Raw genomic sequence first — 26728 nt, 5'->3', positions numbered from 1 at the left:
CGGGGCGAAGGCGGTCGGGGTGCGGTCGGGCGAGGTCGGGACGAGGGCGCCGGAGTGAAGAACTCCCATGCCAGAGAGCCGATTCCGGAAAGTCGGGCAATACCGCTTGCCTAATGGTCAAGAATCGTTGACCATTAGGCCATGCCTACCGACGATCTCCCTGAGACGTTCCACGTCACCACCGAGGACCAGCTACGCGCCGTCTCCAATCTCACGCGTCACCGGATCATGGCCATGCTCCGCTTCGAGCCCGCGACGATCACGCAGATCGCCGAGCGAGTGGGCCTTGCCAAGGGGAGTTCCAGCTACCACGTGCGCCTTCTCGAACGGGCCGGCCTGGTGAAGGTGGTCCGGACGCGCAAGGTCCGCGGGGTCACCGAGCGGTACTACGCCATGGCGGCGCGGTCGATCGAGCTGCCGGATCCGGGCGAGGGAGGCCCGGATGTGCTGATGCGGCATGCGGTGGCGGACCTGGAGGAGTCGCCGGCGGACAGCGAGCGGCACGTCGGGATGATGCATCTGCGGCTCACCGACGAGCAGTTCACGGAGCTGGGGGCGCGGCTGCAGGCACTGGCGGCCGAGTACCGGGAGCTGTCCGATCCCTCGCTGCCGGACACGTCACTCGTCTTCGCACTGTTCCACCCGTCATCGCCCAAGCAGGCCGAAGGGGACGCCAAGTGAGCTCAGACGTCAGAAAGTTGCCGACCGGGTTCGGACGGCTGTGGACCGCACAGACGGTGTCCTCGCTCGGGGACGGCGTGACACATGCCGCGCTCCCGCTGATCGCGTTGACGTTGACGCGCGACCCGATGGCGCTCGCCGTCGTCACGGCCGCCGGAACGCTGCCGTGGCTGCTGTTCGGGGTGCTCGGCGGTGCGCTGGTGGACCGCTGGGACCGTCGGCGCACGATGTGGGTCACGGACGCGGCCCGTGCGGTGCTGCTCGCGATACCCGCGGCGGCGGCCGCGCTCGACCTGCTGAGCATTCCCCTGCTCGCGACCGTCGCCTTCCTGCTCGGCCTCGGCGGACTCTTCTTCGACACGGCCGCCACGGCCTATCTGCCGGACCTCCTCGGCCGTGACTCCACGGTCCTGGAGCGCGCCAACGCCCGTCTGCGCGGCGCCCAGACCGCCGCGTCCGGCTTCGCCGGGCCGCCCGCGGGCAGCGCCCTGCTCGCGCTCGGGCGGGCGGTTCCGCTGCTCACCGACGCGGTGTCGTTCGCGCTCTCCGCGCTGCTCGTACGGTCGTTGCCCGCCGTACCCCGGCCCGTGCCGCAGGCCCGCGAGTCGCTGCTGCGGCAGGCGCGGGACGGCGCCTCGTACGTGTTCCGGGATCGGTTGCTGCTCGGGCTCGCGCTGCGTCCGGCGGTCGGGAACATCGCCTTCATCGCCGTCGAGACCGTCCTCGCCCTCTTCGCGCAGGATCGTCTCGGCATCGGCACCTTCGGCTTCGGTCTGCTCCTCACGGCGGAGGCCACCGGCGGCCTTCTCGGCGCGGGCATCGCCTCCTTCCTCGGCCGGCGCCTCGGCACCGGCCTCGCGCTCACCTGCACCGCCGCCGTCGAGGGACTGGCCATCCTGGGCCTCGCCGTCGCCCCGAATCCGTACGTCGCCGGCCTCGCGCTCGCCGTCTGCGGCGCGGCCATGGGTGCCACGATGGTGCTCGGCCCCTCCCTCCGGCAGACGGTCGTCCCCGCCCACCTGATGGGCCGGGTCGCCTCCACCTCCCGCATGCTCGCCATGTGCGCCGCCCCGTTCGGCGCCTTCCTCGGCGGCTGGCTGGCCACCACCTACGACGTACGCACTCCGCTCTACACCGCCGCGGGCCTCCTCCTCACCATGACCGCCGTCACGGCGACCATGACCAGCAACCGCCAGGTCGAGGCCGCGCTACGGGCCGCCGCCCAGGCCGATGCCCCCGATCACCCGGCATCCTCGGAGCCCGTTCAGGAAGGTGCCGTGTAGGGCTCCGCGAGGTGATCGAGGACGAAGCCGACCGCGGGTGGTGGTGTCAGAACTGGCCCCGGCCGCATGGGACCCTCCTCCCGAAGCTGCGCGCGGCGCGAACGTCCTGGACTTCTCCCGGGTGCGTTCCCGCCGCCTGCGGATCCGCTGCGAGATCCGCGACGACGTCCACGAAGCCTTCCTCACCCTGGCCGGCGCACCCATCGGCCGGCGCCGGTTCTCGACGGCTCAGCGCCGCCATTCGTAGGCGCCGGGAGAGGTCTCCACGACCTCCTGGGGCCAAGCGGCACGGACCCGCCGCAGGCGCTCGTGGTGCTCATCGACCCATCCACCGGCCAGGCGCACCGGGACACGGACGGACGTCCCTGATGCTGCCGCGTCCTCCACCACGAACACGGCAAGCCCTTCCTGACGGGCCCGCTCGAAGCGGATCTCGGGGTTGCGCCCGTCATCCATCCAGACGGCGTCCCGCCCGGCCGCGAGTTCCCCCAGAACCTGTGACCAACTGTCCAAGTCGTCCGGCGCCAGACACACGTCGAGGCGGCCTCGGGCGAACCTGCTCGTGACGACGATCTCCGCATCGAGGTAGTCGTGCAGGGTCAACACCCCCGGCATCGTCCGGCCGAGAACCCGAACCTCGAGACTGCTCTCACCGTCGGCCAGACGGATGAGATCCACGGTGCTGCCCTCGGCCACCCTCGCTCCCTACTCTCGCATCGACCCTCGCCATCATGCATCTGCACTAGAGCTCGGCTGTACGGGGGCGTTGCGTCAAAGGTTCTCAGCCCGGTCGGCCCGGTCAGCGGAGTCAGCCCGCCGTCGTGGCTCGGGGCGAGGAATAGAGCGATCGCCAGTGCTCCAGAAGCTGTTCCTCGACTCGGCCCCGCCAGAGAAGAAGGCCGTGGCGCCGCTCCCAGAGCAGCACGGACAGGCCTCGGGCGACCCGCTCCGGCGCCACCAGGCCGTAGGCGAAGAGGACGGTCCAGAAGTTCCAGACCAAACCCATGACCAGAAACAGCAGTCCGAAGACGACGGCGGAGCTGCCATCGAAGCTGTGGCGCAGAGACCGTCGCGTGGAGGGGAGCACCGCCCCGGGGTCCAACAGGGGCACAGCGGCGTCGAAGTAGTGCCTTTCGCCGCCGAGGCAACGCACTCGTGTCAGGCCCGCCGACAGGCCGAAGAAGGCGCTCAACCCCGCAACGCCGAGGACGGCGTAAGTCACGTCGCACCCTTCGACGGACGACAGCCCGCGCACACCGAGGACCACCGGCGCCGCGACGGCCAGGGCGATGCTCGACTCGACGGCGGCCATCAACTGGAAGTGGGCGTAGCGCACCACGAGTTCCCCCCTCCGCCCGCACTGTTCCCTGGACGCGTGCGACCTTCACTATGCCGCCGACATCTACGCCGACGCATCACGCACCTCCCCAACTCCCATACAGACATGCACTGTTGGCCGTCGGTTGGTCCACCCGTGACGCATCCGCGGCATCAGCGCCAGGCCTTCCGGCCGTCCGGGCGACCGCCACGGGGCCCCTGCGAGCGCATGCAAATACCTTGCCCCCACGCACCCTTCTATTTATAGTCAGGGCGACTATTAAGGAGTGGGTCCGTGAACTGGAACCTCAGCTTGACCGAAGCGCTCGGCTTCGCCAGCGGCGCCGTCTGCGTCTGGCTGGTGGCGCGCCAGCACATCGCCAACTGGCCTGTGGGCATAGCCAACAACGTCTTCTTCATCGTGCTCTTCGTCCAGGCCGGCCTGTACGCCGACGCCGGTCTCCAGGTCGTCTTCATCGCGCTGGCCGCCTACGGCTGGTGGACGTGGGCCCGCGGTGCCGGACCGGCCACCGCCGGATCCCTGCCGGTGCGCCGCACCACAGGTGCCGAATGGACCTGGCTGGCAGCGGCCGGAGTGCTGGGCACGGTCGCCCTCACCCTGCTGCTGGACCGGGCCACCGACTCCACCGTCCCCTTCTGGGACGCGCTCACCACCGCCCTCTCCCTCGCGGCCACCTACGGCCAGTGCCGCAAACTGCTGGAGTCGTGGTGGCTGTGGATCGCCGCCGACCTGGTCTACATCCCGCTGTACGCCTACAAGGGCCTGTACTTGACCTCGCTGCTGTACGTCGGCTTCCTCGCCCTGTGCGTGGCCGGCCTGCTCGGCTGGCGGCGCACCCTGGTGGCGGCCGGCTCCCGTTCCGCGACGGTGGTGGCCGCGTGAACGCCGTCGCCCGCACGTACCGACACGGCCTGGTCCTGGGCAAGTTCTATCCGCCGCACGCCGGCCACCACCACCTCGTCCGCACCGCCCTCGCGCAGTGCGACCGGCTGACCGTCCTCGTCTGCGCCGCCTCCGTGGAGTCGGTGCCGCTCGCCGACCGGGTGGCGTGGATGCGGGAGGCCCACCCGGAGGCCGAGGTCGTCGGCGCCGTCGACGACCACGCGGTCGACCTGCACGACCCCGCGGTGTGGGACGCCCACATGGCGGTCTTCCGCTCGGCCGTCCCGGATCCGGTGGACGCCGTGTTCACCTCCGAGTCGTACGGCACCGAGCTGGCCCGCCGGTTCGGGGCGGCGGAGGTCAGCGTGGACCTCGACCGGACCACGTACCCCGTCTCCGGCACGGCCGTACGCAAGGATCCGGTGGGCTGCTGGACGTTTCTCGGCCCGGGGGTACGCGCGGCGCTCACCCGGCGCGTGGTCGTCCTCGGCGCGGAGTCCACCGGAACCACCACCCTCTCGCGGGCGCTGGCCGCCCACTACCGTGCGCGCGGCGGTGTCTGGGCGGACACCGGCTGGGTGCCCGAGTACGGGCGCGCGTTCAGCGAGGAGAAGCTCGCCGCCCTGCGGGCCACCGATCCCGGCGCCGACTGGAGCAAAGTGGAGTTCACCTCCGAGGAGTTCCCCGTCATCGCCCGCCGCCAGGACGACGACGAGCAGCGGGCGGCCCGCCGCGGCTCCCCGGTGCTCTTCTGCGACACCGACTCGTTCGCCACGGCGATCTGGCACGAGCGCTACCTGGGAGCGCCCTGCCCCGAGGTGGCGGCCGTCGCCGAGCGCACCCGGCGCCACCTGTACCTGCTCACCGACCACGAGGGCGTTCCCTTCGAGGACGACGGCCTGCGTGACGGCCCGCACCTGCGCCCGTGGATGACGGGCCGGTTCCGGGAGGAACTGGAGCGCACCGGCCGCCGGTTCCTGCTGGTCACCGGCAGCCCCGAGGAGCGGCTGCGCACCGCGGTGGCGGCGGTGGACGACCTACTCGCCGAGGGCTGGCACTTCTCCGACCCGCTTCCGGAGAACCGGTGACGACCGCACGGGTCTGACGCACAATCTGGGGATGCGCTTGGGGCAGCGGGAGGGTGGTCCTGGCGGGGTTGTCGCGATCACGGGGAGTTCGGGCCGGGTCGGGTCGGCTCTGGCCGCGGCTTTCGACGCGGCCGGCTGGGTGGTCCACGGCCTGGACCGGGTGCCGGGCCGTTGGACAACTGCTGTCGCGGATCTACGAGTTCGCCGCGCGCGGCGCAGCGTGTTGCGGTCGGCCGACGTCCTGGTCCATGCGGCCGCGCTCCACGCCCCGCACGTCGGGCGCGTGGCCGACGAAGAGTTCCGCGCCGTGAACGTCGGCGTGACGGCGGAACTCCTCGACGACGCGGCCCACTTCGGCGTCCGGCGTGTCCTCTACATCAGCAGTACCAGCGTCTACGGCCATGCCCTGGTGCCCACCGACCGCGCGGTCTGGGTGGACGAGCAACTCACCCCGCTCCCCCGGGACATCTACGACGAGACCAAGCTGGCCGCCGAGGACCTGATCGCCGCCGGCGGCGTCTCCTCGGTCACGCTCCGCATAGCGCGATGCTTTCCGGAGCCACTGCCCGTGCTGGCGGGGCACTTGCTGCACCGGGCCGTCGACGTGACCGACGTCGCGACAGCGGGTGTCCTGGCCGCGACGGACCCGTCCGTGACCGGCACGTTCAACATCTCCGGACCACACCCGTTCCGCCGAGAGGACTGCCTCTCCCTTCACCGTGACGCGACCGCCGTCCTCGCCCGTCGGGCTCCGGGCGTCGTCGAGGCGTTCCGTGACCGAGGATGGCCGGTGCCCGATCGCCTGGACCGGGTCTACGACTCGACCGCCGCCGCGAACGCCTTCGGCTACCGCCCTGTTCGCGGAGTCCGTCAACTCCTGCGCGACACGGCCGATGGTCAGAGCTCATGAGCGCGCGGGCCCCACGGCGGACGGCTGTAACTAGGCTTCGGGCGATCGCATCGCTGACCCGTACGAACCGGAGGACATCCCCGTGACAGCCTCACTGGCGTGCAGGAAGACCCGTTCTCTCGAAGCGGGAACCGTCTACGCCTGGGAATCCATAGAAGGCGCGACCGGGCACCTCCTGATCGACCCGGAGGAAACGCTCGCCCGCCCGTGCACACCGGAAGGCACGCCCCTCGGCGAGACCCGCCTCGACAAGAACGTCGGAACCGTCGAGAACCCCGATCCGAACCCGGAACTCCGCCGGGCATTCCTGACTGCCGCAGCGGCGGTACTCCGAGAGACAGAGCGACAGGGCCACCTGCCCGACAGGGTCACCCGCACCTTCTGGTAGGCACCAAGTCCTCGTCCAGGAGCTCCAATTGATCGTCAAGCAACGGTGTGCGCCGGCTCGGCCTTTTCGTACTGCCTAGTTGACGGTGTTCTGTCGCCCGGCGTAGGTACTGAGCAAGAATGCCCGCACGACGGGTGAGGGAGGCAGTATGGCTCGGGATGCCGCAAGCGTGTGGCGGGAAGGGCTTGCTCGCCGGGTGGCTGTCGCCGTGCTGGCGTCGGCCGTGCTCTCGCTGCTCATCTCGGCCCTTCTCCTCGGTCTGCCCCACGGCTGGAAGACGGCCACGTCCTTGGCCGACATCACACTGCGCACGTCATGGATAGCCGCTTTCCTCGTCCCGACCACCGTCGTCACGCACCTGGTACTCCAGGCGAGTCGCCGCAGGCGGCCGCACCCCGACGGTCGCTCCCAACTCCGGTCCTTCAAGAAGGGCGGCCAACACCGCTGACCCGACACTGAGGTCGGGGGCCGCGACCTAGGGCGTGAGTCGAAAGTGGATCTCAGGCTGTGAATGATCACGGTTCATGGGTCGGGGAGAACTCACGGACGAGCAATGGGGGGCGCTGGAAACGTTGTTGCCGAAGGGTGCAAGGGCGGGACGGCCGCCCGTCCGGCCTCGGCGGGGTTTGATCGACGGCGTACGGTTCCGTGTCCGGACCGGTGTTCCATGGCGGAACGCCCCTGTCGAGTACGGACCGTGGAGCCGGGTCTACGACCTGTTCCGTCGGTGGCTGCGGAACGGTACTTGCGGGCGTGAGCGGGAAGACGGCAGTCTCGTACACGGTGATGCCCGAGACGACCGCGTCGGCCGGTCCCGCCTCCGTGCCCCTGCGCCGGGACCGGCCGGCACGATCCAGGTCAAGCCTGTTCGATCCCTCGTGCGCAGGGGTATGCCCTGCCTTGCCGACCGCACGTCAGGGCTCGGAGGATCTGGCTGATGGGGGAATCGTGCGCACTCGCGTGTCCGGACTGGGCCTCGGTCCGATCCGAAGGGACTACGCCCTCATGACCCCGTTGGCGGGCACCCTGCTGCAGATACTCCGGGGATTCCTGCTGATCGCCTGGGTCTTCATGGCCGGTTTCACCGTGTTCACCCCCGACCAGGTCGACGGGAACCTAGCCTGGACGACGGCGGTGGTGATCGCGGTCTACACCGTGACGTTCGGATGGCGTCTGCTGACCGCCCGGCTCGGCATGAACCGGTGCTACCTCCTGGCGGAGGGGGTGGCCATGACCAACCGCTTCGGCCGGGTGACCGATTCCGTGGCCTGGAGCGACGTGACCGGTATCCAGCAGACAACCGTCGTGGACCTCTACATGGCAGGGCACCGCATGGAGATCCACCGGAACCAGACCGCCAAACCCCTCACGTTCCTGGCACCGGGCGTGAAATCGCGGCTGGTGGAAACGCTGCTCACCGAGGGCCGCCGCGCAGGAGCCCTGCAGTGAGGGGGCATCGAGGTCCCGGGCCCTGGCCACTTGCCCTGGGAAGCGCGGATACATCTACCTCGGAACGGTCGCCCTCGGCCGTCGGCGCGGGCCGGTTGCACCCGCCCACGGCCCGCCGGAACCGCCCGCCCCCTGTGGTCGTCTTGTGCGCTGACTGTGTACGTGGCAGGGAAACGGGGGAAATCGTGACGCGGAACGTGACGAAGGCCGGGCTTGTGGTGGTGGCTCTGGCGGCGGTGTTCGGGGCCTCGGCCTGTGGTGGTGGAGCGGCGGACGGCAAGGGCTCGGGCGGGGACGTGGCGCCCTATGCGGGCAAGGCCTCGTCCGGATGGGCGCCGACGTCCGGCGGTGACTCGGGGACGTCGTCCAAGACCGCGCTGACCGCCGCGGCACCCACCACCCGGCATGTGCCGTGGAACCTCGACATCCTGGACCAGCGGTCGCGGCCCCTGAACGGGAAGCTCACCACCACCGCGACGGGCAAGGGCGTCCACGTCTACGTCATCGACACCGGGTTGGACATCGCCCACGCGGAGTTCGGCGGTCGCGCCCACCTCGGCGCCGACTTCGTCGGATCGCGCGACTCCGGGGACTGCTTCAGCGAGGCGGGCACCGGTCACGGCACGTTCGTCGCGGGCATCATCGGCGGGAAGAAGTACGGGGTGGCGCCCAAGGCGGATCTCGTACGGGTCCAGGGCATCGTCTGCGAGAGCTCGGGCGGCGGCTCCGCGGCGGCGGCCGAGGCGGCCCTGGTGAAGTCGGTCAAGTGGGTCACCGCGCACGCGCAGAAGCCCGCGGTGGTGAACATGTCCCTCAACCTCGCCCACCGGTCGGCGACCCTGGAGTCCGCGGTGAAGAAGATGGTCGACGCGGGCATCCCGACCGTGGTGTCGGCCGGCAACTTCCACGACGACGCCTGCAAGCACTCCCCGGCCGGCGTCCCCGGGACCATCGTCGTGGCGGCCTCCACCCCGAACGACCGCCCCTGGACCGACAGCGGCTCCTACGGCTCCGGCTACGGGCGATGCGTGGACCTGTACGCGCCCGGCCAGAAGGTGACCGCGGCCCTCGCCGGCGGCGGTACGACCACGGAGAACGACGGGGCGACGTCCTGGGCCGCGCCCCACGCGACCGGCGTGATCGCGCTGTACCTGTCGGCGCACCCCCACGCCACGGCCCGCGAGGTCCACGTCTGGCTCGACCACACGGCCACCACCGGCGTCCTGCACGGGGTCCGCTCCGACACCCCCAACAGGCTGCTCAACACCGGCGGCCTCTGACCCGACCGAGCCGGAGACTTCCGGCGGCGGTGTTGCGGATCCGCCGGGTGCGGCCGCCTTCGGCGAGAACTTCGAAGGCGGCGGCCGACGCGGCCGGGGTACCGGACGCGGCTGGTGTGCCCGACGAGACCGCGGTTCCCGACGGGGCCACGACGTCCGACATCGCTGCGGTCTTGAGCTGCAGCCAGTCGGACGCCCCGATCAGGTCGCCCGCGTCCCAGGACAGGCCGAGCCTGACGGCGCGGAAGAGCGACCACTCCTCCAGGCGGCGGATCAGGAAGGGACGGTCGCCGGCGGCTTGGGCCATCGCCAATGCCCAAGCCTCGTAGGCGGGCCCGAGGTGAAGGTCCTCGGCCCGCCGGTCCACGTGCCGCACCACGGCGGACTGGGCCATCGTCCGGTCCGGGTCGCTGAGCACATGGCAGACCAGGTCGATCTCGTCCGCTTCGGCGACCTGATCCAGTTGGACGAGGTAGGCGGCGAAGCGGATGTGCTCGTCCGGTTCCCGGTCCGCGCCGTCGGACTCGCGGGGCTCGCCGGTCAACGAGCCGGGGCCGGGCGCCGCGTGGCCGCCGCACACCCGGGGCGTCCCGAGGTGTCGGGGAAGGCCGGGCCCCACAGCGGATCGTGGAAGAAGGCCGTGGTCGACATGGAGACGATGCCGTCAGTGGCCGTGGGAGTGGCGATCCTCGCGGGGGCCGGACGACGGGTTCGGGTCATCGCCGTACCGTAGCCGCGCGGGGCACCGGGTGCTCGGCCTATTCGCCGGCTTCGGAGGCCGGCCGCTTCAGTTCGATCTCGACGAAGGCCAGCGCGGCGGTGCCGGCGTTGACGACTTCGTGTTCCGCGCCGGCCGGACGCGTGTAGGACTCGCCCGCGCGCAGTTGCGCGGTGGTGACGGTGCCGTCGGGGGTGATCACGTCGGTGTGCCCGTCGGTGACGGGGACGACGAGGTAGTCGTACTCGTGCACGTGGCGGCCGGTGCTCTCCTGGGGCTCGAAGTCCCAGCGGGTGACCCGTATCCGCTCGTCTTCGTGCTGCACGGTGGCGCGGGCGGTCGTCGTCATGGCTGATCTCCTCGTCGTCGGTTGCCGCACCCGTGCCGCGGACCGGTGAGGCAAGATCCCGAGGTGCAGATTAGCCGCCGGACGCCACGGCGGCGGGGCGGGGCCGTCCTCGGCCGTGGTCGCCGTCCGCTCGGCCGGCAGGGCCTCTGACCTGCGTGCCGGCGAGAGCACCACCGTCGCCGACGTGAGTGGCACAGGCGGCCTCCCCCTCGTAGCGTGGTGCGCAGGCACGCTGTGGGGTCACGGCGTGAGCTCGCCGACGGTCGAGCCCGCGGGCGGCGTGCAGCCGTCCGTTCCGCGACCGTCCACCCCTGAGTGCGCCTGCAGAGCCGAAATCCTCGGCTCCTGTCGCGGAGGTCCCCCATGCCCCGAACCGTGTGGTCCGGCGCCATCTCTTTCGGCCTGGTCACCGTGCCGATCCACGTGGTCAACGCCCGGGAGGACCACAGCATCCACTTCCACCAGGTCCACCTGGAGGACATGGGGCGGGTCCGGAGCCGCAAGATCTGCGAGATCGAGAACCGCGAGGTCGCGCAGTCCGAGATCGGCAAGGGCTACCAGTGGGGCAAGGACACGATCATCCCGGTGCTCGACGAGGAGCTGCGGGAGATACCGCTGCCGACCGCGAAGGCCATCGAGATCGAGGCGTTCGTGCCGCTGGACTCCATCGACCCGATCCAGATCGGCGACGGCTACTACCTCCAGCCGGACGGCAACGTGGCCGTCAAGCCGTACACGCTCCTTCGGAAGGCCCTGGAGCGGTCGTCGAAGGTGGCCGTGGCGAAGTACGCCTGGAGCGGTCGTGAGCGGCTGGGTCTGCTCCGGGTCCGCGACAACGTCATCGTGCTGCACGCGATGCGCTGGTCCGACGAGATCCGCGACCCCGCGGAACTGAGGCCGGAGGAGATCGAACTCACCGACGCCGAGATCACCCAGGCGGAGCAGCTCATCGAACGGCTGACCCGCGACGATCTGGAGGGCGAGGAGTTCACCGACCGGTATACCGAGGCGGTGGAGCAGCTCATCGACGCGAAGCGCGAGCACCGCGAACCGCCCACGGCCGAGGAGCCCGCGGAGGCGCCGGGGCAGATCGTCGATCTCATGGCGGCGCTCAAGGAGTCCGTGGCCAAGGCCCGCAAGTCCCGGGGCGACGACGCCACCGTCCACGACATGCCCAGGAAGAAGACCGCGAGCAAGAAGACCGCGGGCACCTCGGGCAAGAAGAGCGCGGCGAAGAAGACGGCGACCGCGAGGACGGCGAAGAAGCAGCCCGCCGAGAAGCCGGCCAAGAAGACGGCGGCGCGCAAACCGCGGCGCAGCGCCTGAATCCGGGGTTCCGCGGGGGCCGGCCCCGCCGGCGCGGCGCCTCACACCGGGGTTCGGCACAGGCCTCTCCGACGCCACGACCCCGCGGGTGCCGAGCCTGCCCGCCCGGCCCCCCTGTGGGACGACGCTTCCGCCCGGCGGTCCGGGCAGCACGTCACCCCGTGGAGCCGGGAGCCAGCGGAATGTGCACGGTCATGATCAGGTGACAGGTCCGGTCACCCGATCCGCGGTAGGTGTGGGGGGTGTCGGCGTCGAAGGTGGCCGTCTGGCCGGTCTCCAGGGCGTGTTCCGTGCCGTCCACGACGAGCACCATCCGTCCGGCCGTGACGCTGACGGTCTCCACGACGCCCGCCTGATGCGGGTGACTGGGATATTCGTCGCCCGGTTCCAGCTTCCAGCGCCACACCTCGACCGGGGCGGGTCCCGAGGTGGTCAGCATCAGCCGCGCCTCGCTGCCCTTCTCCCCGGCCCACAGGGGCATGACGGCATCGGCGCTCACCACGCGGACACGGCCTTCGGTCGGTCCTTCCATAAGGGCGGACACCGAGATGCCGAGGGTGTCGGCGAGGCGGACCAGGGTGGCGAAGTTCGGGTTGCCCTGGGCCTTCTCCAGACCGACCAGGGCGCCCTTGCTGACCTTGGCGCGGCGGCCGAGCTCGTCCAGGGACAGCCCGGCGCGGGTGCGGGCGGCCCTGACGTTCTGCGCGAGCGTCCGCAGGGCCGCATCGGTCTCGGTCATCGGTCTCCCCTCCTGGCGGCGCGTTCATTGCACTGCACCACACGGTCGTTCGGTTGACACGAGTCGGTCGGTGCGTTGTACGGTGTAGTCGTTCCATTGATGTTAAGGGATGTACCCGTGATCGCTCTGCTGCTGGCCCTGGGCAGCTCCCTGGCCTACGGATGCGCCGACTTCCTCGGCGGCCTCGGCGCCCGCAAGGCCCACGTCCTGCGCACCGTGATGATCGCCGCCCCGGCCTCGCTCACCGTCGAACTGCTGCTGTGGCCCTTCCTCGGCGCCTCCTTCTCCCCCGCGACACTCGCCTGGGGCGCGGCGTCCGGTCTCGCGTCGGCCGCCGCGTTCGCCCTGCTGTACCGCACCCTGGCGATCGGCCCGATGAACGTCCTCTCGCCCCTCACCGCGCTGGTCTCGGCCCTGCTGCCGGCCGGGGTCGGGATGCTGCAGGGCGAGAACCTGGGCCCGGCCGGGCTGATCGGGCTGCCGCTGGCACTGGCAGCGGTCGTCCTGGTCAGCGCCGGAGGCGGCACCGGGACCACGCGGCCGTCGCGCACCGCGCTGCTGCTGGCCTTCGGCGCCGGGGCCGCGATCGCGCTGCAGCTCGTGTTCCTGCACCAGGCGCCCTCGGACAGCGGCGTCGGACCACTCGTCGTCGGACGCGCGGTCTCCTCCGCCGTCGTCCTCGCGGCGGCCGGACTGGCGCGTCGCCGGCTGGGCTCGGAGAAGCCCGCGTACGCGATGTCGATGACCGCCGGTGTGCTGGACTCGGTGGCGAATCTGCTGTTCCTGCTCGCCGCCCGCAGCGGCGATCTGGCCGTCGTGGCCGTGATCACCGCCCTGTACCCGGCGGGCACCGTCCTGCTCGCCCGCGGTGTGCTCGCCGAGCGGATCCATCGCGGACAGCTCGTCGGGCTCGGCACCGCGGCCGTGGCCGTCGGCCTACTCGCCCTCACCTGATCCCGTATGCGTCCGGAAGGACCCGCATGTTCATCCAGCCCTGGGACGCCGCCCTCGACGACGCCGAATGGCGGACCTGGATCGCCGACGGCCACGACTTCGGCATCCTCAGCGTCAACGGCCTCCCCGGACAGGCACCCGCCGTCGTGCCCACGCACTTCGTCGTCGACGACACGTGCCTGCTCGTCCATCTCGCCCGCCCCAACCCCGTCTGGAAGGCGATCGAGGCCGATCCGAACGTCACGTTCTCCGTGAGCGGCGACTACGCCTTCGTCCCCGGGCCCTGGCGCGCCCAGCCCGGCATCCCGCCCACCGACGGTGTCCCCACCAGCTACTACGCGGCCGTCCAGTTCACCTGCCGGGCGGCGATCGTCGACGAACCCGAGGCCAAGGCCGAACTGCTGCGCCGCCAGATGGCCCACTTCCAGCCCGAGGGGGACCACGCCCCCATCGAACCCGGCCGGCCTCCCTACGGACGGATGCTCACCGGCATCCGCGGCCTGCGCCTCGACGTCACCGCGGTGCGCGCGAAGTTCAAGTACGACGACCACAAGCCCGTCGAGCAGCGCACCGACACCGCCCGCCGGCTCACCGAACGCGGCACCGGCCTGGACGCACCCACCGCGACACAGCAGCTCCGCCGCCTGGACCGCATCGGGCCCTGGACACCCTGACCGCACCCCTCGGACACCGCCACTTCCGTCGCGTCCATACCTTCCATCACTTCACTTCCATCGCGTCCATCGCGTCCATCACTTCCATCTCGGCCTCCACCCGGAACGGACCCCCGGATGACCACCTTCCGCATCAGCCCCGCCGTCGCCGCCGACTTCCCCGACTCGCTCATCGCCGTCGTCACCGCCACCGGCCTGCGCGGCCACGAGCCGTGGCCCGCCACCACCACCGCCGTCGAGGAGCTGGAGCGGCAGCTCGCCGACGCCTCCTGGGCTCCCGCCGACGAGAGCGATCCGCGCATCGAGGCATGGCACACCGCCTACCGCTCCTTCGGCACCAACCCCCGCCGCACCCGGCCCAGCGTCGACGCCCTCGGCCGCCGACTCTCCAAGAAGGGCGCGCTGCCACGTATCAACGCGGCCGTCGACTCGTACAACGTCGTCTCCGTCCGCCACGGGCTGCCCGCCGGGGCCTTCGACCTCGACCACGTCACCGGTGATGTCGAGATCCGCCATGCCGACGGCGGCGAGACCTTCACCCCGCTCGGCGAGCCCGACACCGTCGAGAACCCCCGCCCCGGCGAGGTCGTCTACGCCGACACCACCGGCGTCCTCACCCGGCACTGGAACCACCGCGACGCGCACCGCACCCGTGTCACCCACGACTCCACCCACGTCGCGTTCATCCTCGAGACGCTGCACGCCGGCCGCGACGGCCACCTCCTCACGACCTCGGCAGCCGAACTCCAGGAGCTGCTCGCCCCGCACGCGACGCGGACGACGGTCGACTACCTCGGCCCGGGCGCCGACGCCTGATCCACCGGCGCTCGCCCCTGCCGCGGAGTCGACCATGACGTCGAGGAGCGCGGGTAGGGTATGCCGGGCAAAAGGGGGCGGTCCGGTGAGGACGAGCCGTACGCGAGAGGACGTCACCGGACCGTTGAGGCCGAACAGTTGAACCGACCGAGCCTGAAGTCGCCCACGGTCCGCACCGAGGACCGGATCGGCAGTGAAGAGCCTCCGCTCGCGGCCCGGTCCCGCCGTCCTGACGACCTGCTGCGCCTCCTCATAGGCGTGCTCGGCATCGCCCTGCTTCTCATCGTGGCCTGGGGCGCGCACGCCACCACGTCCGGTGTCGAGCACGACGTCTCGCGCACCACGACCCACACGTCCCGCCTGTTGACCGGCTTCCTCGGCCTCCCCGCCAACCTGGCCCTGCTTCTCGTCCCGGTCGTGTTCGCCGTCGAACGGCTGATCCGGCGGGACGGCGCGCGCGTCCCTGACGGAGTGCTCGCCGCCGTCCTCGCGCACGCCGTCGCCCTCGGCACCGGCCTGTGGGTGACGACCCTCGCGCCCTTCGCCGTCCACGACGCGCTCACCCGGGCCGCACCCGACGGCGGCATCACCGACCCGGTGCACGGATACGCCGCCCCGGCCGTCGCCTTCATGACGGCGGTGGGCATGGCGCGGCGCCCCCGCTGGCGGGCGGTGCTGTGGGCGGTGCTCGTACTGAACGCCTTCGCGATGCTGGCCGGGGGATACGCCACGCTGTCCTCCGTGGTGCTCACTCTGCTGATCGGCTGGAGCGTCGGCTGCGGCACGGTCTACGTGGTCGGGTCACCGAACGTGCGACCCACCGCCCTCTCGCTGCCGGCGGCGCTGCGGCGGGCCGGCCTGACGGCGGTCACCGCCCGGCGGCTGGCCGACGGCCCCGAGTCCTCCCCCGCCGAGCGTGGCCGCCGGTACCGCGTCGAACGCGAGGACGGCCCGCCGCTCGACGTCACCGTCGTCGACCGGGAGCAGCAGGCCCAGGACTTCATGCACCGCGCCTGGCGTCACCTGGTGATGCGCCCGATCAGTGAGCGCGGCAGTCTGCAGTCCCTGCGCCAGACGATGGAGCAGGAGACGCTGCTGGCGTACGCGGCGGCCTCGGCGGGAGCGCGCACGCCGCGGCTGATCGGCGCCTACGAGCTCGGCCCCGACGCGGTGATGCTCGTCCACGAGCACATCGAGGCACGCCCCCTGGACCTGCTGGCCGACGAGGAGATCGACGACAGGGTCCTGGACGGGATCTGGGAGCAGGTCCGCACGCTCCACGCGCGGCGCATCGCGCACCGGCGGCTGACCGGGGACGCGCTGCTGGTGGACGACTCCGGCGCCGTCCACGTCACCGAACTGGGCCGCGGCGAGATCGCCGCCGGGGATATCCTGCTACGGCTGGACACGGCCCAGTTGCTCACGACGCTCGCCCTGCGGATCGGCCCCGAGCGCTCGGTCGCCTCCGCGACGCGGATCCTGGGCCCCGACGCCGTCGCCGGCAGCCTGCCGATGCTCCAGCCGATCGCGCTCAGCCGCTCCACCCGGGCCACGCTCCGCCGGCTCGCCAAGGAACGTACGGAACGAGAGCACGAGGAACTCTCACGGGCCGTCGATGCGGCGGTCGATTCGGCGGACGAGAGCACGTCGGAGGACACCCACGAGGACGACGCTCTCGCCCGGATCCGCCGGCAGGTGCTGCTCATCCGCCCGCAGGCCGCCGTCGCCCCGGCCCGGCTGGAGCGGATCAGGCCGCGCACACTGATCACCCTCGTCGGCGGTGTCACCGTCGCCGGCTATCTGCTCTCCCAACTGGTCACGCTCGACTTCGGCGCGCTCGTCGAACAGGCCAACTGGACCTGGGTCGTGGTCGCGCTGGGCTTCTCCGCCCTGACCTATGTGGCGGCGGCGATGAGCCTGCTCGGCTTCGTCCCGGAGAGGATCCCGTTCGGCCGGACCGTCCTGGCCCAGCTCGCCTCGTCGTTCGCGCTCGCTCCGGCGGCCGTCGGCGGTATCGCGCTCAACACCCGTTTCCTGCAACGCAACCGGGTGCGGCCCGGGTTCGCGGTGGCGAGCGTGGGCGCCTCCCAACTGGCGGGTGGCGTCGGCCATGTGGTGCTCCTGCTCGCCTTCGGTTATGCGACGGGCACTCAGGACACCACCCTGTTCTCCCCGTCGAGCGCGACCCTGGTGATCGGCGCGCTGCTCGCCGTCGCCGCGCTCGTGCTGGCGGTCGCCGCCGTTCCGCGGCTCCGCAGATTCGCCACCACGCGGGTACGGGCGCTGTTCTCGGGCGTCCTGCCGCGTCTGCTCGATCTGCTCCAGCGGCCCAGCAAGCTGATCACCGGATTCGGCGGCATCCTGCTGCTCAATCTCTCCTACATCGCCTGCCTGGACGCCTCGGTACGGGCGTTCGGCCACTCGCTCGGCTTCGCACCCCTGGCCTTCGCCTATCTCGTGGGCAGCGCCGCGGGTTCGGCCATTCCGACGCCCGGCGGTATCGGGGGCGTCGAGACGGCTCTGGCCAGCGCCCTCACCCTGGCGGGGCTGCCGGCGGCGACCGCGTTCTCGGCGGTGCTGCTGCACCGACTGCTCACCTTCTGGCTTCCGGTACTCCCGGGCTGGCTCGCCTTCAGCCACCTGGTCCGCAAGCAGTTGCTCTAGGAGCTGTCCTCGACGGGCCGTCCGAACGCCCGGTGTGGGTGCCGAGGGGCGCGGGTCAGATCGCCGGCTCGGGAAGCTCCCCGGGCTCGACCACGACGACCTCGACACGGGTACAGCCGACCGCCTCCAGCGCACGGCGGCGCCGCGTGGCGGAACGCTTGTCGTAGCGACCCGCGGAGGCCTGCGGCGCACCGTCCGGATCGGTCCACGTCAGGCTGTACCGACGCTTCGCAGTCGACATGCAGCCATCCTCTCTGCCCTCACCGGCACACACGGGGCGCACCCCGACCGACCGGTGGTTCATGGTTCATACGATCCAGCAGCTTCACATGCGCGGGGCCGCATCGGAAGGACAAACGGGTGTGGCGGAGGTCATCGCCGGACGGCCCGGGCGGAACGAACCCGACTCGGCCGGCATGCTCCGGGCCCCGGCCGGAGGCTGGGTCCGCGCCGAGGAAGCGAGCGCCACGCGCCCTCACCAACTCCACGGCCCGTGACCGCCGCCCGCCCTTCCACCCCACCTCGCCCCCAGGGGCACGATCAAGCCATCTTTCCTTCACACGAACGGCACAACAGCACCTAGAGTGTCCGCGTGACCGAGCAGAATCCCGAACTCATCGCCGGCCGCTACGAGCTGGTCGAACGCGTCGGCCAGGGCGGTATGGGCCGGGTCTGGCGTGGCCTGGACCGGCAGCTCTTCGGACGCGAGGTCGCCGTCAAGGAGATCCTCTTCCCGCCGGGGATGGAGGAACGCGACCGCGCCACCCTGCTCGGGCGCTTCGCCGCCGAGGCCCGCGCCGCGGTGACTCTCAGCCATCCCGGAATCATCACGATCCATGACGTCGTGGAGCACCAGGGCGCCCCCGTGATCGTCATGGAGTTCATACGCGGTGAGTCGCTGGCCGCCGCGATCCGCGGGCAGGGCCGGCTGCCCGCTCGGCGGGTGGCCGAGATCGGCGCCGCCATGCTCGACGCCCTCACCGAGGCACACGAGGCGCGGATCGTCCACCGCGACATCAAGCCGGACAACGTGCTCCTGACCAAGGACCGGGTCGTCCTCACCGACTTCGGCATCGCGCACCTCGCGGACGCCACGACCAAGCTGAGTCACAGCGGGATCGTCATCGGTACGCCGCAGTACATGGCGCCGGAGCAGTTGGAGGGCAAGCGTCCGACGCCCGCCAACGACCTGTGGGCGCTCGGCGCCACCCTCTACCACGCCGTCGAGGGGCAGCCGCCGTTCGAGGCGGAAGGGCTCCACGCCCTGGCCGTCGCCGTCTTCACGCGGCCGCACCGCCCGCCGGTCCACGCCGGCCCGCTGGCGCCCGTACTGGAGGCGCTGCTCACGAAGGACCCGGAGCAGCGGGTGGGCGCCGCCGAAGCCGCCGGGATGCTGGCGTCGGTGCTGCGTTCGTTCCCGGCGCGGGACGAGGTGGCCGTGGAGCGGAAGCCGGGGCCCGAGGACGGTCCGGAAGCCGGGCGTGATTCCGTCGCGGACGCGGCTACGGAGCACGCGCCGCCTTCCGCGCCCCCGAAGCCCCGCAGGCCTCCCACGGCCGGAGGGCCCGGTGCGCCGGGAACGCCGCACGAGCCCACGGTGCTGGACTCCGGAGCGTCCCCGGCCGACCCCCGGATCCCCGTTCCGGACCTACCGGACCACCCGCCCGTCCCGGACGAGACCCCCGTCCCGGACGAGGCCCATGTGCCGGACGAGACCCCTGTTCCGGACCGGCCGACCGATCCGCCGTCCGTCCCAGCACCCGTGCCCGTGCCCCCGACCGAGGACGTGGTCACGCTGGGGACGACGGCCGGGATCGAGAAGGACGAGCGGACGCCCGTACGGGCGCGCGCCCTCACCCGACGCTCCGTGGTCCTGGGCGCGGCACTGGCCACGCTCGCGGCCGGCTCCGTCCTGACCTGGACCCTCTCGGGAGACGACAAGAAGTCCGGCGACGACGGGTCGCCCGGCGGCGGCGCCTCGGCGTCCGCCGTGACGGTGGTCATCGGAGTGGACGCTCCGATCACCGGGGGAATGTCCCCGATGGGCCTCGGCATCCGGAACTCCGCCGAACTCGCGGTCAAGACCGCGAACAAGAAGCGGCTCGTGCCCGGGGTGAAGTTCGAGATCAAGACCCTGGACGACGCGTCCGACCCCGTCAAGGGCGGGCAGAACGCGGCCGCTTTCGTGTCCGACGCGAAGGTGCTCGGTGTCGTCGGGCCGTTGAACTCCAGCGTGGCCCGGACGCTCGTGGCCCCTCTGGACCAGGCGGACCTGGTCAGCGTCTCACCGGGCAACACCGCTCCCGAGCTGACGCTGGGCGCCGACTGGGCCGCCGGCACCAAGTCCCGCCCGTACGACACGTACTTCCGTACGGTGGCCACGGACGTGGACCAAGGCCCGTTCGCCGCCCGCTACCTCCACACCGAGGCCGGGAAGAGCAAGGTGTACGTCGTCGACGACAAGAGCGTGTACGGCACCGGTCTCACCTCCGGGTTCAAGGCCGAGTTCGAGAAGCTCGGCGGAACCGTGGTCGGCGCGGAGCAGGTCGATCCCGGCGGCACCGAGTTCTCCGACCTGGCCGCGAGCGTCCGGGGATCGGGCGCCGACGCCGTGTACTTCGGGGGCTACTACGACACCGCGGGGCCGCTCTCCCAACAGCTCAAGGAGGCCGGAGCCGACATCCCCCTGATGGGCGGCGACGGCATCCTCACCGAGGGATACATCACCTCCGGTCCGAAGACCGCGGGCGACCTCGCCGTCAACATCGGCGTGGCCGCCGAGGATCTGGCGGGCGGATCGGACTTCGTCACCCGGTACGACGAGGCCGGGTACGAGGACACGGCCAACTGGTACGGACCGTACGCCTACGACGCGACCTGGAGCCTCATCGAGGCCGTGAAGTCCCTCGTGAAGGACAACGGCGGCACCCTGCCCCAGGGCGCCCGGGCGAAGATGCGACAGGCCGTGTCCCGGCTCGACTTCGACGGTGTCACCGGCCGTGTCGCCTTCGACGAGTACGGCGACACCCGCAACCGGGGTCTGACGGTGTGCTCGGTGGCCGGGGGCCGCTGGTCCACCGTCACCAGCGGATCCGCACCTTCCTGACGCATCGTGATCCGGCTACGCGTCGAGATAGCGGTAGTCACCGTCCGGGACGCCGATCACCAGGCCGCCGTCGCAGACGCGCCACTCGCTCATGCCGTCGACGTCGTGGCTGAGCAGAAACAGCCCACGGGGCCTCTCGTCGTACTTCTCATCCGGGTAGGAGGCCGGGATCCGGGCGATCTGACGAAGCCTCTCCTCGAACCAGTCGAGGGCCACCGCGCGGATGTTGCCTCCGTAGAAGGCCCACTTCACGTAGTTGTACTGCCGAGGAGGGAACGCCCAGCCCCCGCTGTAGGTGTGCTCCGGATCGTCCGCTTCCACGATCTCCTTGATCTGGGCGAGCTGTTGGTCGTCACACTCCAGCCAACCCCTGACCGAGACCATGGTTCCCACGGCGGTTGCTCCTCGTTCGTGTGGCGCGCTGCCCGGTCGCACCGTCCCATTCCTCTGCGCTTGCACGCTAGGGTGAACTGCACGGTCACGCAAAGGAATTGGCACCGGGATCAGCCGCTTCGGGCGTCGCGAGAAGGCATCCGCGGGGTGGGCGGCCGTGGACCAGCGCCGCGGTGAGTCCGACCAGGAGCAGTACCGTGCCGGTATGGCAAGGAACCGGAAGCCGTACTGGCGCACCCTCGGGACACCTACGCACGTCGTCCTGTACCGAACTCCGGACGGATGGCGGTACGCCGTCTACTTCACCGGACCAGTCGGCATCGCGGACGGCGCACTCGCCGATCCTCCGTCCTCGTCCGAGCCGGACCTCGCGCAGACGGCCCTCCTCCGGAAGGCAGAGGAATTCACCTGCCGCCGGCTTGAGGTCCTCTGGCAGGCATCCGATCAACCGGACTGGTGGACCGGCACCGTCGCCAAGGCCGGACCGCTTCCGCCTGCCTGACCCCCGCGAACACCGCGGACGGAGTCCCTACCGCTCGTCGTGCGCGGCGGGCCGTGCGGCGGCCTCGGCCCTGACCGTCTCGCGCAGTTCCTCCGGTGTGAAGCCGAGGGTGCGCAGGACCCGCCCGGCCGTGCTCTCCTCGGCGTGGATCAGGCCCAGCAGCATGTGTTCCGTGCCGACCCGGTCGTGGCCGAGGTCGGCCGACGCGTGGCGCGCCTGCTCGATGGCCTCCTTGCTCTCCGGTCGGAAGGCGATGTGACCTCGCAGCGCCTTCTCCCCCACCGGCGGCAGCGCCTCCTCGATCGCCTCGCGGACGCGCTGCTCGGACTCGGCTTTCGCCAGCAGCAACTCGTACGCCAGACCTCGTGGTTCACCGAGCAGGCCGAGCAGGAGGTGTCCGGTGCCGATGAAGTCGTGCTTGTGCGTTCGGGCGGCTTCCTGCGCCAGCACGATGCCATGCCGGTTCAGGTTGGTGAACCGCTCGAAGGGCGCGGGCGCGTGGCGTTGCTGGGCGGCCTGCTTGGAGACCCCGATGGCGTCGCCGATCTGGGTCCAGGACGCCCCGGTCCGCTTGGCCTTGCTGACGTAGTGGTCGATGAGCTGGTCTCCGAGGTCGGACAGCGTCTGGGCGCGAAGACGCGCCTCGCTGATGCGGGCCAGTTCGTCGGCTTCGGGAAATTCCTCGTCGAGTCGGGCGATCAGGTCGGCGAGGCTGATGTCGAGTGGACTCATGCGTCAATCTTAAGTTGACGATTGTCGATCGTCAACTTGAAATTGACGCATGTCTGGATTCCATGCCCTCCGATCGAACCTGCCTGACCGTTACGGCAGTTAGGGTCGAACGGGTCGTGATCGAAGGGCTCGGGATCCGTGGCCGAATCGCTCGAAGCGCCGGCACAACGAGCGGCAACACGAGTGACCGCGAGAACCGATCCCGCTCGCCATCTCGTGGCGCGGGTCACATCGGCCTCATGTCACGAAAGGAAAGGGAGCTTGCGTCTGGTGGTCGTCCGCACAGCGAGAACGACCCATACGAAAGCGGTGGCAGCGCGATGAACTCGACGACAGCGCAACGGCAAGAGGTTCTGGTCCTGGGTGCCGGCTACGCCGGACTCGCCGCCGCGATCCAGCTCGCGGCCCGCACCAGGAAGCGCGGGAACCTCCGGGTGACGCTGGTCAACCCCTACGACACCTTCACCGAGCGGCTCCGGCTGCACATGACCGCCACCGGCCAGGAGACGGCCGAGATGGACATCAGGGAGCTGCTGGACGGCACCGGCGCCGCCTTCGTCCGCGGTTGGGTCACCGCCGTGGACACCCGGGCGAAGACCGTCCGCGTCGACGACGACCGGGTCCTGCGCTACGACACCCTCGTCTACGGCCTGGGGAGCGTCGCGGACACCGTCGCGGTCCCCGGAGTGGACGACCACGCGTACACCCTCGACAGCCCGGAGAACGCCGCCCTGCTCGCCGGCCGGCTGGCCCGGCTGGGCGGCGGGACCGTCGTCGTCGGTGGCAGCGGACTCACCGGTGTCGAGGCCGCCGCGGAGATCGCCGAACGGCACCCCGAGCTCCAGGTGGTGCTGCTGGGACGGCACGAACCGGGCGCGGGCATGCACCCCAGGGCCAAGGCCCACGTGGACGCGGGCCTCGCCCGGCTCGGCGTCCGCGTGCACGCCGGTGTCGAGGTGTCCAAGGTCCTGCCGGACGGCGTCGAGCTCGCGGACGGCTCCGCGATCCCGGCGGACGCGGTGCTGTGGACCAGCGGAACCCGCGTCTCGCCCCTGGCGGCCGCCGCGGGCCTGACCGTGGACGAGCGCGGCCGTGTCGTCACCGACAGCGCTCTGCGGTCGGTCTCCCACCCCGATGTCTACGCCGTGGGCGACGCGGCGGCGGTCCGCCAGGGCTACGGCGTGATGCACGGGACCTGCCAGGGCGGCATGCCCACCGGCGTGCACGCGGCCCTCTCGATCCTGCGGGTGGCGGCGGGCAAGGACCCCAGGCCCTTCCGTTTCGGCTTCTACCACACGCCCGTCAGCCTGGGCCGGAACGACGGCGTCGTGCAGTTCACCCGACCCGACACCCGTCCGCGCCGGATCGTCCTGACCGGCGAGCGGGCGGCGAGGTACAAGGAGACGGTCACCGCCGCGCCGTGGCCGACCTTCGCGCGTATGAAGAAGATGCCCGCCATGGGCGCGTTCTGGCCGCACGGCGGCCGCTACACCCGGATACGGAGCGCCAAATGATCCAGCCGCACCAGGCCGGCCCCGACCAGCTCGCCTTCCAGCAGTACCGCACCCTGCTCTTCTCGGTCGCCTACCGCCTGCTCGGCAGCGCGGCCGACGCCGAGGACGTCGTACAGGACGCCTGGTTCAAGTGGTCGGCGGCCGACCGCTCCCAAGTCGCCGACCCCAAGGCCTATCTGACGCGGATCATCTCCAACCTGGCGATGGAGCGCCTGCGTTCGACCCGCCGTCAACGTGAGACATATGTCGGGCCCTGGCTTCCCGAGCCGATCCTCACCGGCCCGGACACCGCCGACGGCGTCGCCTCGGCGGACTCCGTCTCCATGGCCCTGCTGGTCGTCCTGGAGACGCTCAGTCCCCTGGAGCGGGCGGTCTTCGTACTGAAGGAGGTCTTCGCCTTCAGCTACGGGGAGATCGCGGAGGCGGTCGAGCGCTCGGAGTCGGCGGTCCGCCAGGCCGGGCACCGCGCCCGCGAGCACGTCCAGGCGCGCAGGCCCCGTTACCCCGGGGACCGCGCCCGCCGACGCGACGTCACCGAGCGCTTCCTCGCGGCGGCCACGGGCGGCGACCTCAACACCCTCATGGAGCTGCTCTCCCCGGGTGTGACGCTGTGGACCGACGGCGGCGGCAAGGTCCGCCAGGCACTCAAGCCGGTCGTCGGCCTGGAGACCGTCGCCCGCTGGTTCGCCGCGCTCGGCACCATGAGCTATCAGGGCGTCGAGCCCGGACAGATGCGGGCCGAGCTCACCTCGGTCAACGGAGGCCCAGGCGTGGTCTTCCGCGGCCCGGACCGCGTGATCGCCACGCTGACGTTCGACTTCGACCCGGAAGGACGCATCTCGGCCATCCACAACGTGGCCAACCCGGACAAGCTCCAGGCGATCACCGACGGGATCCGGTACGAACTCCGCTGAGCCCCCCCGCTCGTGCCTCCCCGCCGGCTCCGGTCAGCGGCTCGGGAGGGAGCGGGGCAGCCCGAACCAGGGCAGCACGCTGTTGTCGAATCGGGTCAGGGCGCTGATCCGATCGCCGGTGAGCGTGAGGACGTAGAGGCCGACGCCGTGGCTGAGGCCGTCGGGGCCACGCAGGTAGGCCCCGAACGCCGGCTGGCCGTTGGCTCGCGACGGCACGAGGTCGAACCTGCGGCCCGCGTCGAACAGCGCGGCGCAGAAGCGGGCCACGGGATCCCGTCCCTGGTATTCGAACGGCATCGGCGGCATCGACATGAAGACGTCGTCGGTCAGGAGGTCCACCAGGGCGTCGACATCGGCGGACTCCCACGCGCGGACGAACCTCCCCACGACCGCTTCCTCGGCCGGTGAGCCCGCGGCGGGAGGCGGCGGGTCGGCGGCGGCCGACGGCCGGTCGCGTCGCAGGCCGGCGCGTGCTCGCTTGAGGGCGCTGTTGACCGAGTCGACGGTGGAATCCAGGATGTCGGCCACCTCGCTCGCCTTGAACCCCAGAACGTCACGCAGGACGAGGACGGCGACCTGGCGCGGTGGCAGGAGCTGCAGGGCGGTCACGAAGGCGAGGGAGACGGATTCGGTCCGCTCGTAACGGGCTTCCGGGCCGAGCGGCGCCCCGGCCGCGTCCTCCAGGAGGGCGCCGGGATAAGGCTGCAGCCATACGATCTCGCCGAGCCGGGTCGGCTCGGGCGGTTCGACTCCGGGCACGTTCCACTCCTTGGCCGGGCGCCGGGCGGCCGCGCGGCGCGCGTCGAGACACCGATGGGTCGCAATCCGGTAGAGCCAGGTGCGCAGCGAGGCACGTCCCTCGAACCCGTCGAGGCTCTGCCAGGCGGTGAGCAGGGTGTTCTGGAGGGCGTCCTCGGCGTCCTCGAAGGATCCGAGCATGCGATAGCAGTGCACCTGAAGCTCTCGGAGGTGCGGCTCGGTCAGCTCCCTGAACGCGTCGCCGTCCCCGGCCCGCGCCCGCTCGATCAGATCGGCTGCCGCCATCGTCACCGTCTCCTTCTTGGGAGCCCCACCACATCCGGGCCCCGCCTCTTCCGAGTCCCGCGGATTCCGGGGCCCGCCACATCCGAGTCCCGCGGACTCCGGACCCTGCCGCTTCCGGGCCCCGCCGCGCTTCCATCCTGTACAGGCGCCGGCCGGGACGAGAACTGGGCGGTCGGGCGGCGCCCAGTTCCCGTCCCGGCGGACGCCTGCATCTACGTGGTCGTCGACAACGTAGACGCGAGGAGTGATCGGACATGGGAAAGATCGTGATGAGCGGGCCGCAGAACGTCTCGCTCGACGGAGTGGTCCAGGACCCGGACGGTGCGGAGGGCTTCGCGTTCGGAGGCTGGTTCCCCCGGTACGGGGGCGCGGATCTCGCCGAGTGGAGCAAGATCGCGCTGGAGGAGGCCCTGGGCGCCGAGGCCTGGCTGCTGGGCCGCAAGAGTTACGAGTTCTTCGGGGAGCGGTGGCGGCCCCGGAGCGGCGAGCTGGCGGACCGCCTGAACAGCATGCCCAAGTACGTCGTGTCCTCGACGCTCGGAGAACCCGACTGGGACAACTCGACGGTCCTGCGGGGCGACGCCGTGGCCGAGGTCGCGCAACTGAAGCGGGAACTGGACGGAGAGATCGTCGTCCCCGGCAGTCACCGGCTCGGTCGCACGCTGATCGAGGCCGGCCTCCTCGACGAGGTGCGGCTGGTCGTCTTCCCCGTCGTGCTCGGGGCCGGGGAGCGGTTCTTCGGCGAGGCCCTCGGCACAAGGCCGCTGCGCCTGGTGGAGGCCAGGACCATCGGCGACGGGCTGGCCTTCCTGACGTACGAGTTCGTCCAGAGTCCCTGAGGGGCTGAGGGGGCCCGCGGTCGCGGGGGGGGGGCCGGGCGGCGGCCCCCCCCCCCCCCCCCCCCCCCCCCCCCCCGGGGCCCCCCCCCCCCCCGGGGGGCGGGGGCGCCCGCCCCCCCCGGGCCCCCACCCACACGGGGACAC

At 71.3% G+C, this 26728-nt stretch carries 30 protein-coding genes; 20 read left to right on the top strand and 10 right to left on the bottom strand.

Features of this window, described 5'->3' with window-relative positions:
- Positions 1-141 precede the first annotated feature (141 nt).
- Both ACFRIC_RS15355 and ACFRIC_RS15350 read left to right on the top strand, forming a co-directional pair.
- A complete protein-coding gene (locus tag ACFRIC_RS15355) occupies positions 142-681 on the top strand; it encodes an ArsR/SmtB family transcription factor (protein WP_382784965.1) in 540 nt (179 codons plus the stop codon).
- Positions 678-1964, top strand: coding sequence for an MFS transporter (locus tag ACFRIC_RS15350; protein WP_382784963.1), 1287 nt, complete (start codon positions 678-680; stop codon positions 1962-1964). The genes ACFRIC_RS15355 and ACFRIC_RS15350 overlap by 4 nt, the downstream gene beginning before the upstream one ends.
- Before the next feature lie 228 nt (positions 1965-2192).
- Here the strand turns inward: ACFRIC_RS15350 and ACFRIC_RS15345 are convergent, their stop codons facing one another.
- Positions 2193-2660 (bottom strand): DUF5959 family protein, encoded by a 468-nt coding sequence (locus ACFRIC_RS15345; protein WP_382784960.1) that lies wholly within the window; start codon positions 2658-2660, stop codon positions 2193-2195.
- Between the two features lie 112 nt (positions 2661-2772).
- On the bottom strand, positions 2773-3303 hold the full coding sequence (locus ACFRIC_RS15340) for a hypothetical protein (protein WP_382784958.1): 531 nt from the start codon (positions 3301-3303) through the stop codon (positions 2773-2775).
- 273 nt (positions 3304-3576) lie between these two features.
- Here ACFRIC_RS15340 and pnuC point away from each other — a divergent pair, with 273 nt between their 5' ends.
- The 8 genes from pnuC (at position 3577) to ACFRIC_RS15300 (ending at position 9300) form a co-directional block, all read left to right on the top strand.
- On the top strand, positions 3577-4185 hold the full coding sequence (gene pnuC, locus ACFRIC_RS15335; RefSeq protein WP_382784955.1) for a nicotinamide riboside transporter PnuC: 609 nt from the start codon (positions 3577-3579) through the stop codon (positions 4183-4185).
- Positions 4182-5273 (top strand): AAA family ATPase, encoded by a 1092-nt coding sequence (locus ACFRIC_RS15330; RefSeq protein WP_382784952.1) that lies wholly within the window; start codon positions 4182-4184, stop codon positions 5271-5273. Before pnuC ends, ACFRIC_RS15330 begins: the two co-directional genes overlap by 4 nt.
- Before the next feature lie 31 nt (positions 5274-5304).
- Positions 5305-6183 carry an NAD-dependent epimerase/dehydratase family protein gene (locus tag ACFRIC_RS15325; protein ID WP_382784949.1) on the top strand — a complete coding sequence of 293 codons (879 nt, stop codon included), beginning with the start codon at positions 5305-5307 and terminating at the stop codon, positions 6181-6183.
- Positions 6184-6265: 82 nt separating this feature from the next.
- A complete protein-coding gene (locus ACFRIC_RS15320; RefSeq protein WP_382784946.1) occupies positions 6266-6571 on the top strand; it encodes a hypothetical protein in 306 nt (101 codons plus the stop codon).
- A gap of 196 nt (positions 6572-6767) precedes the next feature.
- On the top strand, positions 6768-7019 hold the full coding sequence (locus tag ACFRIC_RS15315) for a hypothetical protein (protein WP_382784942.1): 252 nt from the start codon (positions 6768-6770) through the stop codon (positions 7017-7019).
- A gap of 76 nt (positions 7020-7095) precedes the next feature.
- The gene (locus ACFRIC_RS15310) at positions 7096-7509 is read left to right on the top strand and encodes a transposase (protein WP_382784939.1); all 414 of its coding nucleotides are present in this window, start codon (positions 7096-7098) and stop codon (positions 7507-7509) included.
- 10 nt (positions 7510-7519) lie between these two features.
- A complete protein-coding gene (locus ACFRIC_RS15305; RefSeq protein WP_382784937.1) occupies positions 7520-8020 on the top strand; it encodes a hypothetical protein in 501 nt (166 codons plus the stop codon).
- Between the two features lie 185 nt (positions 8021-8205).
- Positions 8206-9300: a S8 family peptidase gene (locus ACFRIC_RS15300; RefSeq protein ID WP_382784934.1), complete on the top strand. Its 1095-nt coding sequence runs from the start codon at positions 8206-8208 to the stop codon at positions 9298-9300.
- Here the strand turns inward: ACFRIC_RS15300 and ACFRIC_RS15295 are convergent.
- From ACFRIC_RS15295 to ACFRIC_RS15285, 3 genes are read right to left on the bottom strand one after another with little or no spacing between them, the layout of a single operon-like run.
- A complete protein-coding gene (locus ACFRIC_RS15295) occupies positions 9281-9844 on the bottom strand; it encodes a DUF4402 domain-containing protein (protein WP_382784931.1) in 564 nt (187 codons plus the stop codon). The genes ACFRIC_RS15300 and ACFRIC_RS15295 overlap by 20 nt on opposite strands.
- Positions 9841-10020, bottom strand: a complete 180-nt coding sequence (locus ACFRIC_RS15290) for a hypothetical protein (protein WP_382784928.1) — start codon at positions 10018-10020, stop codon at positions 9841-9843. Before ACFRIC_RS15290 ends, ACFRIC_RS15295 begins: the two co-directional genes overlap by 4 nt.
- 38 nt (positions 10021-10058) lie before the next feature.
- Positions 10059-10367, bottom strand: a complete 309-nt coding sequence (locus ACFRIC_RS15285; protein WP_382784926.1) for a cupin domain-containing protein — start codon at positions 10365-10367, stop codon at positions 10059-10061.
- Positions 10368-10730: 363 nt separating this feature from the next.
- On the opposite strand from ACFRIC_RS15285, the gene ACFRIC_RS15280 reads away from it, so the two are divergent.
- On the top strand, positions 10731-11693 hold the full coding sequence (locus tag ACFRIC_RS15280; protein ID WP_382784923.1) for a Ku protein: 963 nt from the start codon (positions 10731-10733) through the stop codon (positions 11691-11693).
- A gap of 154 nt (positions 11694-11847) precedes the next feature.
- On the opposite strand, the gene ACFRIC_RS15275 is transcribed toward ACFRIC_RS15280, so the two are convergent.
- Positions 11848-12432, bottom strand: coding sequence for a helix-turn-helix domain-containing protein (locus ACFRIC_RS15275; protein ID WP_382784920.1), 585 nt, complete (start codon positions 12430-12432; stop codon positions 11848-11850).
- 117 nt (positions 12433-12549) lie between these two features.
- Here ACFRIC_RS15275 and ACFRIC_RS15270 point away from each other — a divergent pair, with 117 nt between their 5' ends.
- The 4 genes from ACFRIC_RS15270 to ACFRIC_RS15255 all read left to right on the top strand — a co-directional run bounded on the left by ACFRIC_RS15270 (position 12550) and on the right by ACFRIC_RS15255 (position 17540).
- Positions 12550-13386, top strand: a complete 837-nt coding sequence (locus ACFRIC_RS15270) for an EamA family transporter (RefSeq protein WP_382784917.1) — start codon at positions 12550-12552, stop codon at positions 13384-13386.
- A gap of 26 nt (positions 13387-13412) precedes the next feature.
- Entirely contained in the window at positions 13413-14060 is a 648-nt protein-coding gene (locus ACFRIC_RS15265) for an FMN-binding negative transcriptional regulator (protein WP_382784914.1), read from the top strand.
- 117 nt (positions 14061-14177) lie between these two features.
- Complete coding sequence (locus tag ACFRIC_RS15260) at positions 14178-14876, top strand: B3/4 domain-containing protein (protein ID WP_382784911.1); 699 nt, start codon at positions 14178-14180, stop codon at positions 14874-14876.
- Positions 14877-14936: 60 nt separating this feature from the next.
- Positions 14937-17540 (top strand): lysylphosphatidylglycerol synthase domain-containing protein, encoded by a 2604-nt coding sequence (locus tag ACFRIC_RS15255; RefSeq protein ID WP_382784909.1) that lies wholly within the window; start codon positions 14937-14939, stop codon positions 17538-17540.
- Positions 17541-17595: 55 nt separating this feature from the next.
- Here ACFRIC_RS15255 and ACFRIC_RS15250 read toward each other — a convergent pair whose 3' ends face one another.
- Positions 17596-17781, bottom strand: a complete 186-nt coding sequence (locus ACFRIC_RS15250) for a hypothetical protein (protein ID WP_382784885.1) — start codon at positions 17779-17781, stop codon at positions 17596-17598.
- A gap of 351 nt (positions 17782-18132) precedes the next feature.
- Between ACFRIC_RS15250 and ACFRIC_RS15245 the strand changes: the two genes are divergently transcribed.
- On the top strand, positions 18133-20646 hold the full coding sequence (locus tag ACFRIC_RS15245) for an ABC transporter substrate-binding protein (protein WP_382784906.1): 2514 nt from the start codon (positions 18133-18135) through the stop codon (positions 20644-20646).
- A gap of 15 nt (positions 20647-20661) precedes the next feature.
- Here the strand turns inward: ACFRIC_RS15245 and ACFRIC_RS15240 are convergent, their stop codons facing one another.
- On the bottom strand, positions 20662-21030 hold the full coding sequence (locus ACFRIC_RS15240; protein ID WP_382785914.1) for a hypothetical protein: 369 nt from the start codon (positions 21028-21030) through the stop codon (positions 20662-20664).
- A gap of 214 nt (positions 21031-21244) precedes the next feature.
- Here ACFRIC_RS15240 and ACFRIC_RS15235 point away from each other — a divergent pair, with 214 nt between their 5' ends.
- The gene (locus ACFRIC_RS15235) at positions 21245-21541 is read left to right on the top strand and encodes a hypothetical protein (protein ID WP_382784903.1); all 297 of its coding nucleotides are present in this window, start codon (positions 21245-21247) and stop codon (positions 21539-21541) included.
- A 27-nt stretch (positions 21542-21568) separates the two neighbouring features.
- Here ACFRIC_RS15235 and ACFRIC_RS15230 read toward each other — a convergent pair whose 3' ends face one another.
- A complete protein-coding gene (locus ACFRIC_RS15230) occupies positions 21569-22273 on the bottom strand; it encodes a Clp protease N-terminal domain-containing protein (protein WP_382784900.1) in 705 nt (234 codons plus the stop codon).
- A 320-nt stretch (positions 22274-22593) separates the two neighbouring features.
- Here ACFRIC_RS15230 and ACFRIC_RS15225 point away from each other — a divergent pair, with 320 nt between their 5' ends.
- Together ACFRIC_RS15225 and ACFRIC_RS15220 are read left to right on the top strand one after the other, a co-directional pair.
- Complete coding sequence (locus ACFRIC_RS15225) at positions 22594-23787, top strand: NAD(P)/FAD-dependent oxidoreductase (RefSeq protein WP_382784898.1); 1194 nt, start codon at positions 22594-22596, stop codon at positions 23785-23787.
- Positions 23784-24701 (top strand): RNA polymerase sigma-70 factor, encoded by a 918-nt coding sequence (locus ACFRIC_RS15220; protein ID WP_382784895.1) that lies wholly within the window; start codon positions 23784-23786, stop codon positions 24699-24701. The genes ACFRIC_RS15225 and ACFRIC_RS15220 overlap by 4 nt, the downstream gene beginning before the upstream one ends.
- A 33-nt stretch (positions 24702-24734) precedes the next feature.
- Here ACFRIC_RS15220 and ACFRIC_RS15215 read toward each other — a convergent pair whose 3' ends face one another.
- Positions 24735-25745, bottom strand: coding sequence for a sigma-70 family RNA polymerase sigma factor (locus ACFRIC_RS15215; RefSeq protein ID WP_382784893.1), 1011 nt, complete (start codon positions 25743-25745; stop codon positions 24735-24737).
- Between the two features lie 254 nt (positions 25746-25999).
- On the opposite strand from ACFRIC_RS15215, the gene ACFRIC_RS15210 reads away from it, so the two are divergent.
- A complete protein-coding gene (locus tag ACFRIC_RS15210; RefSeq protein WP_382784890.1) occupies positions 26000-26584 on the top strand; it encodes a dihydrofolate reductase family protein in 585 nt (194 codons plus the stop codon).
- Positions 26585-26728 lie beyond the last annotated feature (144 nt).

Origin of the sequence: Streptomyces sp. NPDC056738, assembly GCF_042790435.1 — a bacterium.
In the GTDB taxonomy this organism is placed as follows: Bacteria; Actinomycetota; Actinomycetes; order Streptomycetales; family Streptomycetaceae; genus Streptomyces.
This window is presented reverse-complemented; position numbering and strand designations above follow the sequence as displayed.

What these genes read in the sequence shown, in the direction of transcription:
- ACFRIC_RS15325 (WP_382784949.1), top strand. Translation starts at nt 5,305, where the DNA reads ATGCGCTTGGGGCAGCGGGAGGGTGGTCCTGGCGGGGTTGTCGCGATC.
- ACFRIC_RS15240 (WP_382785914.1), bottom strand. Translation starts at nt 21,030, where the DNA reads ATGGTCTCGGTCAGGGGTTGGCTGGAGTGTGACGACCAACAGCTCGCC.
- ACFRIC_RS15255 (WP_382784909.1), top strand. Translation starts at nt 14,937, where the DNA reads ATGCCGGGCAAAAGGGGGCGGTCCGGTGAGGACGAGCCGTACGCGAGA.
- ACFRIC_RS15215 (WP_382784893.1), bottom strand. Translation starts at nt 25,745, where the DNA reads ATGGCGGCAGCCGATCTGATCGAGCGGGCGCGGGCCGGGGACGGCGAC.
- ACFRIC_RS15210 (WP_382784890.1), top strand. Translation starts at nt 26,000, where the DNA reads ATGGGAAAGATCGTGATGAGCGGGCCGCAGAACGTCTCGCTCGACGGA.
- ACFRIC_RS15280 (WP_382784923.1), top strand. Translation starts at nt 10,731, where the DNA reads ATGCCCCGAACCGTGTGGTCCGGCGCCATCTCTTTCGGCCTGGTCACC.
- ACFRIC_RS15290 (WP_382784928.1), bottom strand. Translation starts at nt 10,020, where the DNA reads ATGACCCGAACCCGTCGTCCGGCCCCCGCGAGGATCGCCACTCCCACG.
- ACFRIC_RS15250 (WP_382784885.1), bottom strand. Translation starts at nt 17,781, where the DNA reads ATGTCGACTGCGAAGCGTCGGTACAGCCTGACGTGGACCGATCCGGAC.
- ACFRIC_RS15275 (WP_382784920.1), bottom strand. Translation starts at nt 12,432, where the DNA reads ATGACCGAGACCGATGCGGCCCTGCGGACGCTCGCGCAGAACGTCAGG.
- ACFRIC_RS15260 (WP_382784911.1), top strand. Translation starts at nt 14,178, where the DNA reads ATGACCACCTTCCGCATCAGCCCCGCCGTCGCCGCCGACTTCCCCGAC.
- ACFRIC_RS15285 (WP_382784926.1), bottom strand. Translation starts at nt 10,367, where the DNA reads ATGACGACGACCGCCCGCGCCACCGTGCAGCACGAAGACGAGCGGATA.
- ACFRIC_RS15310 (WP_382784939.1), top strand. Translation starts at nt 7,096, where the DNA reads ATGGGTCGGGGAGAACTCACGGACGAGCAATGGGGGGCGCTGGAAACG.
- ACFRIC_RS15355 (WP_382784965.1), top strand. Translation starts at nt 142, where the DNA reads ATGCCTACCGACGATCTCCCTGAGACGTTCCACGTCACCACCGAGGAC.
- ACFRIC_RS15230 (WP_382784900.1), bottom strand. Translation starts at nt 22,273, where the DNA reads ATGAGTCCACTCGACATCAGCCTCGCCGACCTGATCGCCCGACTCGAC.
- ACFRIC_RS15235 (WP_382784903.1), top strand. Translation starts at nt 21,245, where the DNA reads ATGGCAAGGAACCGGAAGCCGTACTGGCGCACCCTCGGGACACCTACG.
- ACFRIC_RS15265 (WP_382784914.1), top strand. Translation starts at nt 13,413, where the DNA reads ATGTTCATCCAGCCCTGGGACGCCGCCCTCGACGACGCCGAATGGCGG.
- ACFRIC_RS15225 (WP_382784898.1), top strand. Translation starts at nt 22,594, where the DNA reads ATGAACTCGACGACAGCGCAACGGCAAGAGGTTCTGGTCCTGGGTGCC.
- ACFRIC_RS15220 (WP_382784895.1), top strand. Translation starts at nt 23,784, where the DNA reads ATGATCCAGCCGCACCAGGCCGGCCCCGACCAGCTCGCCTTCCAGCAG.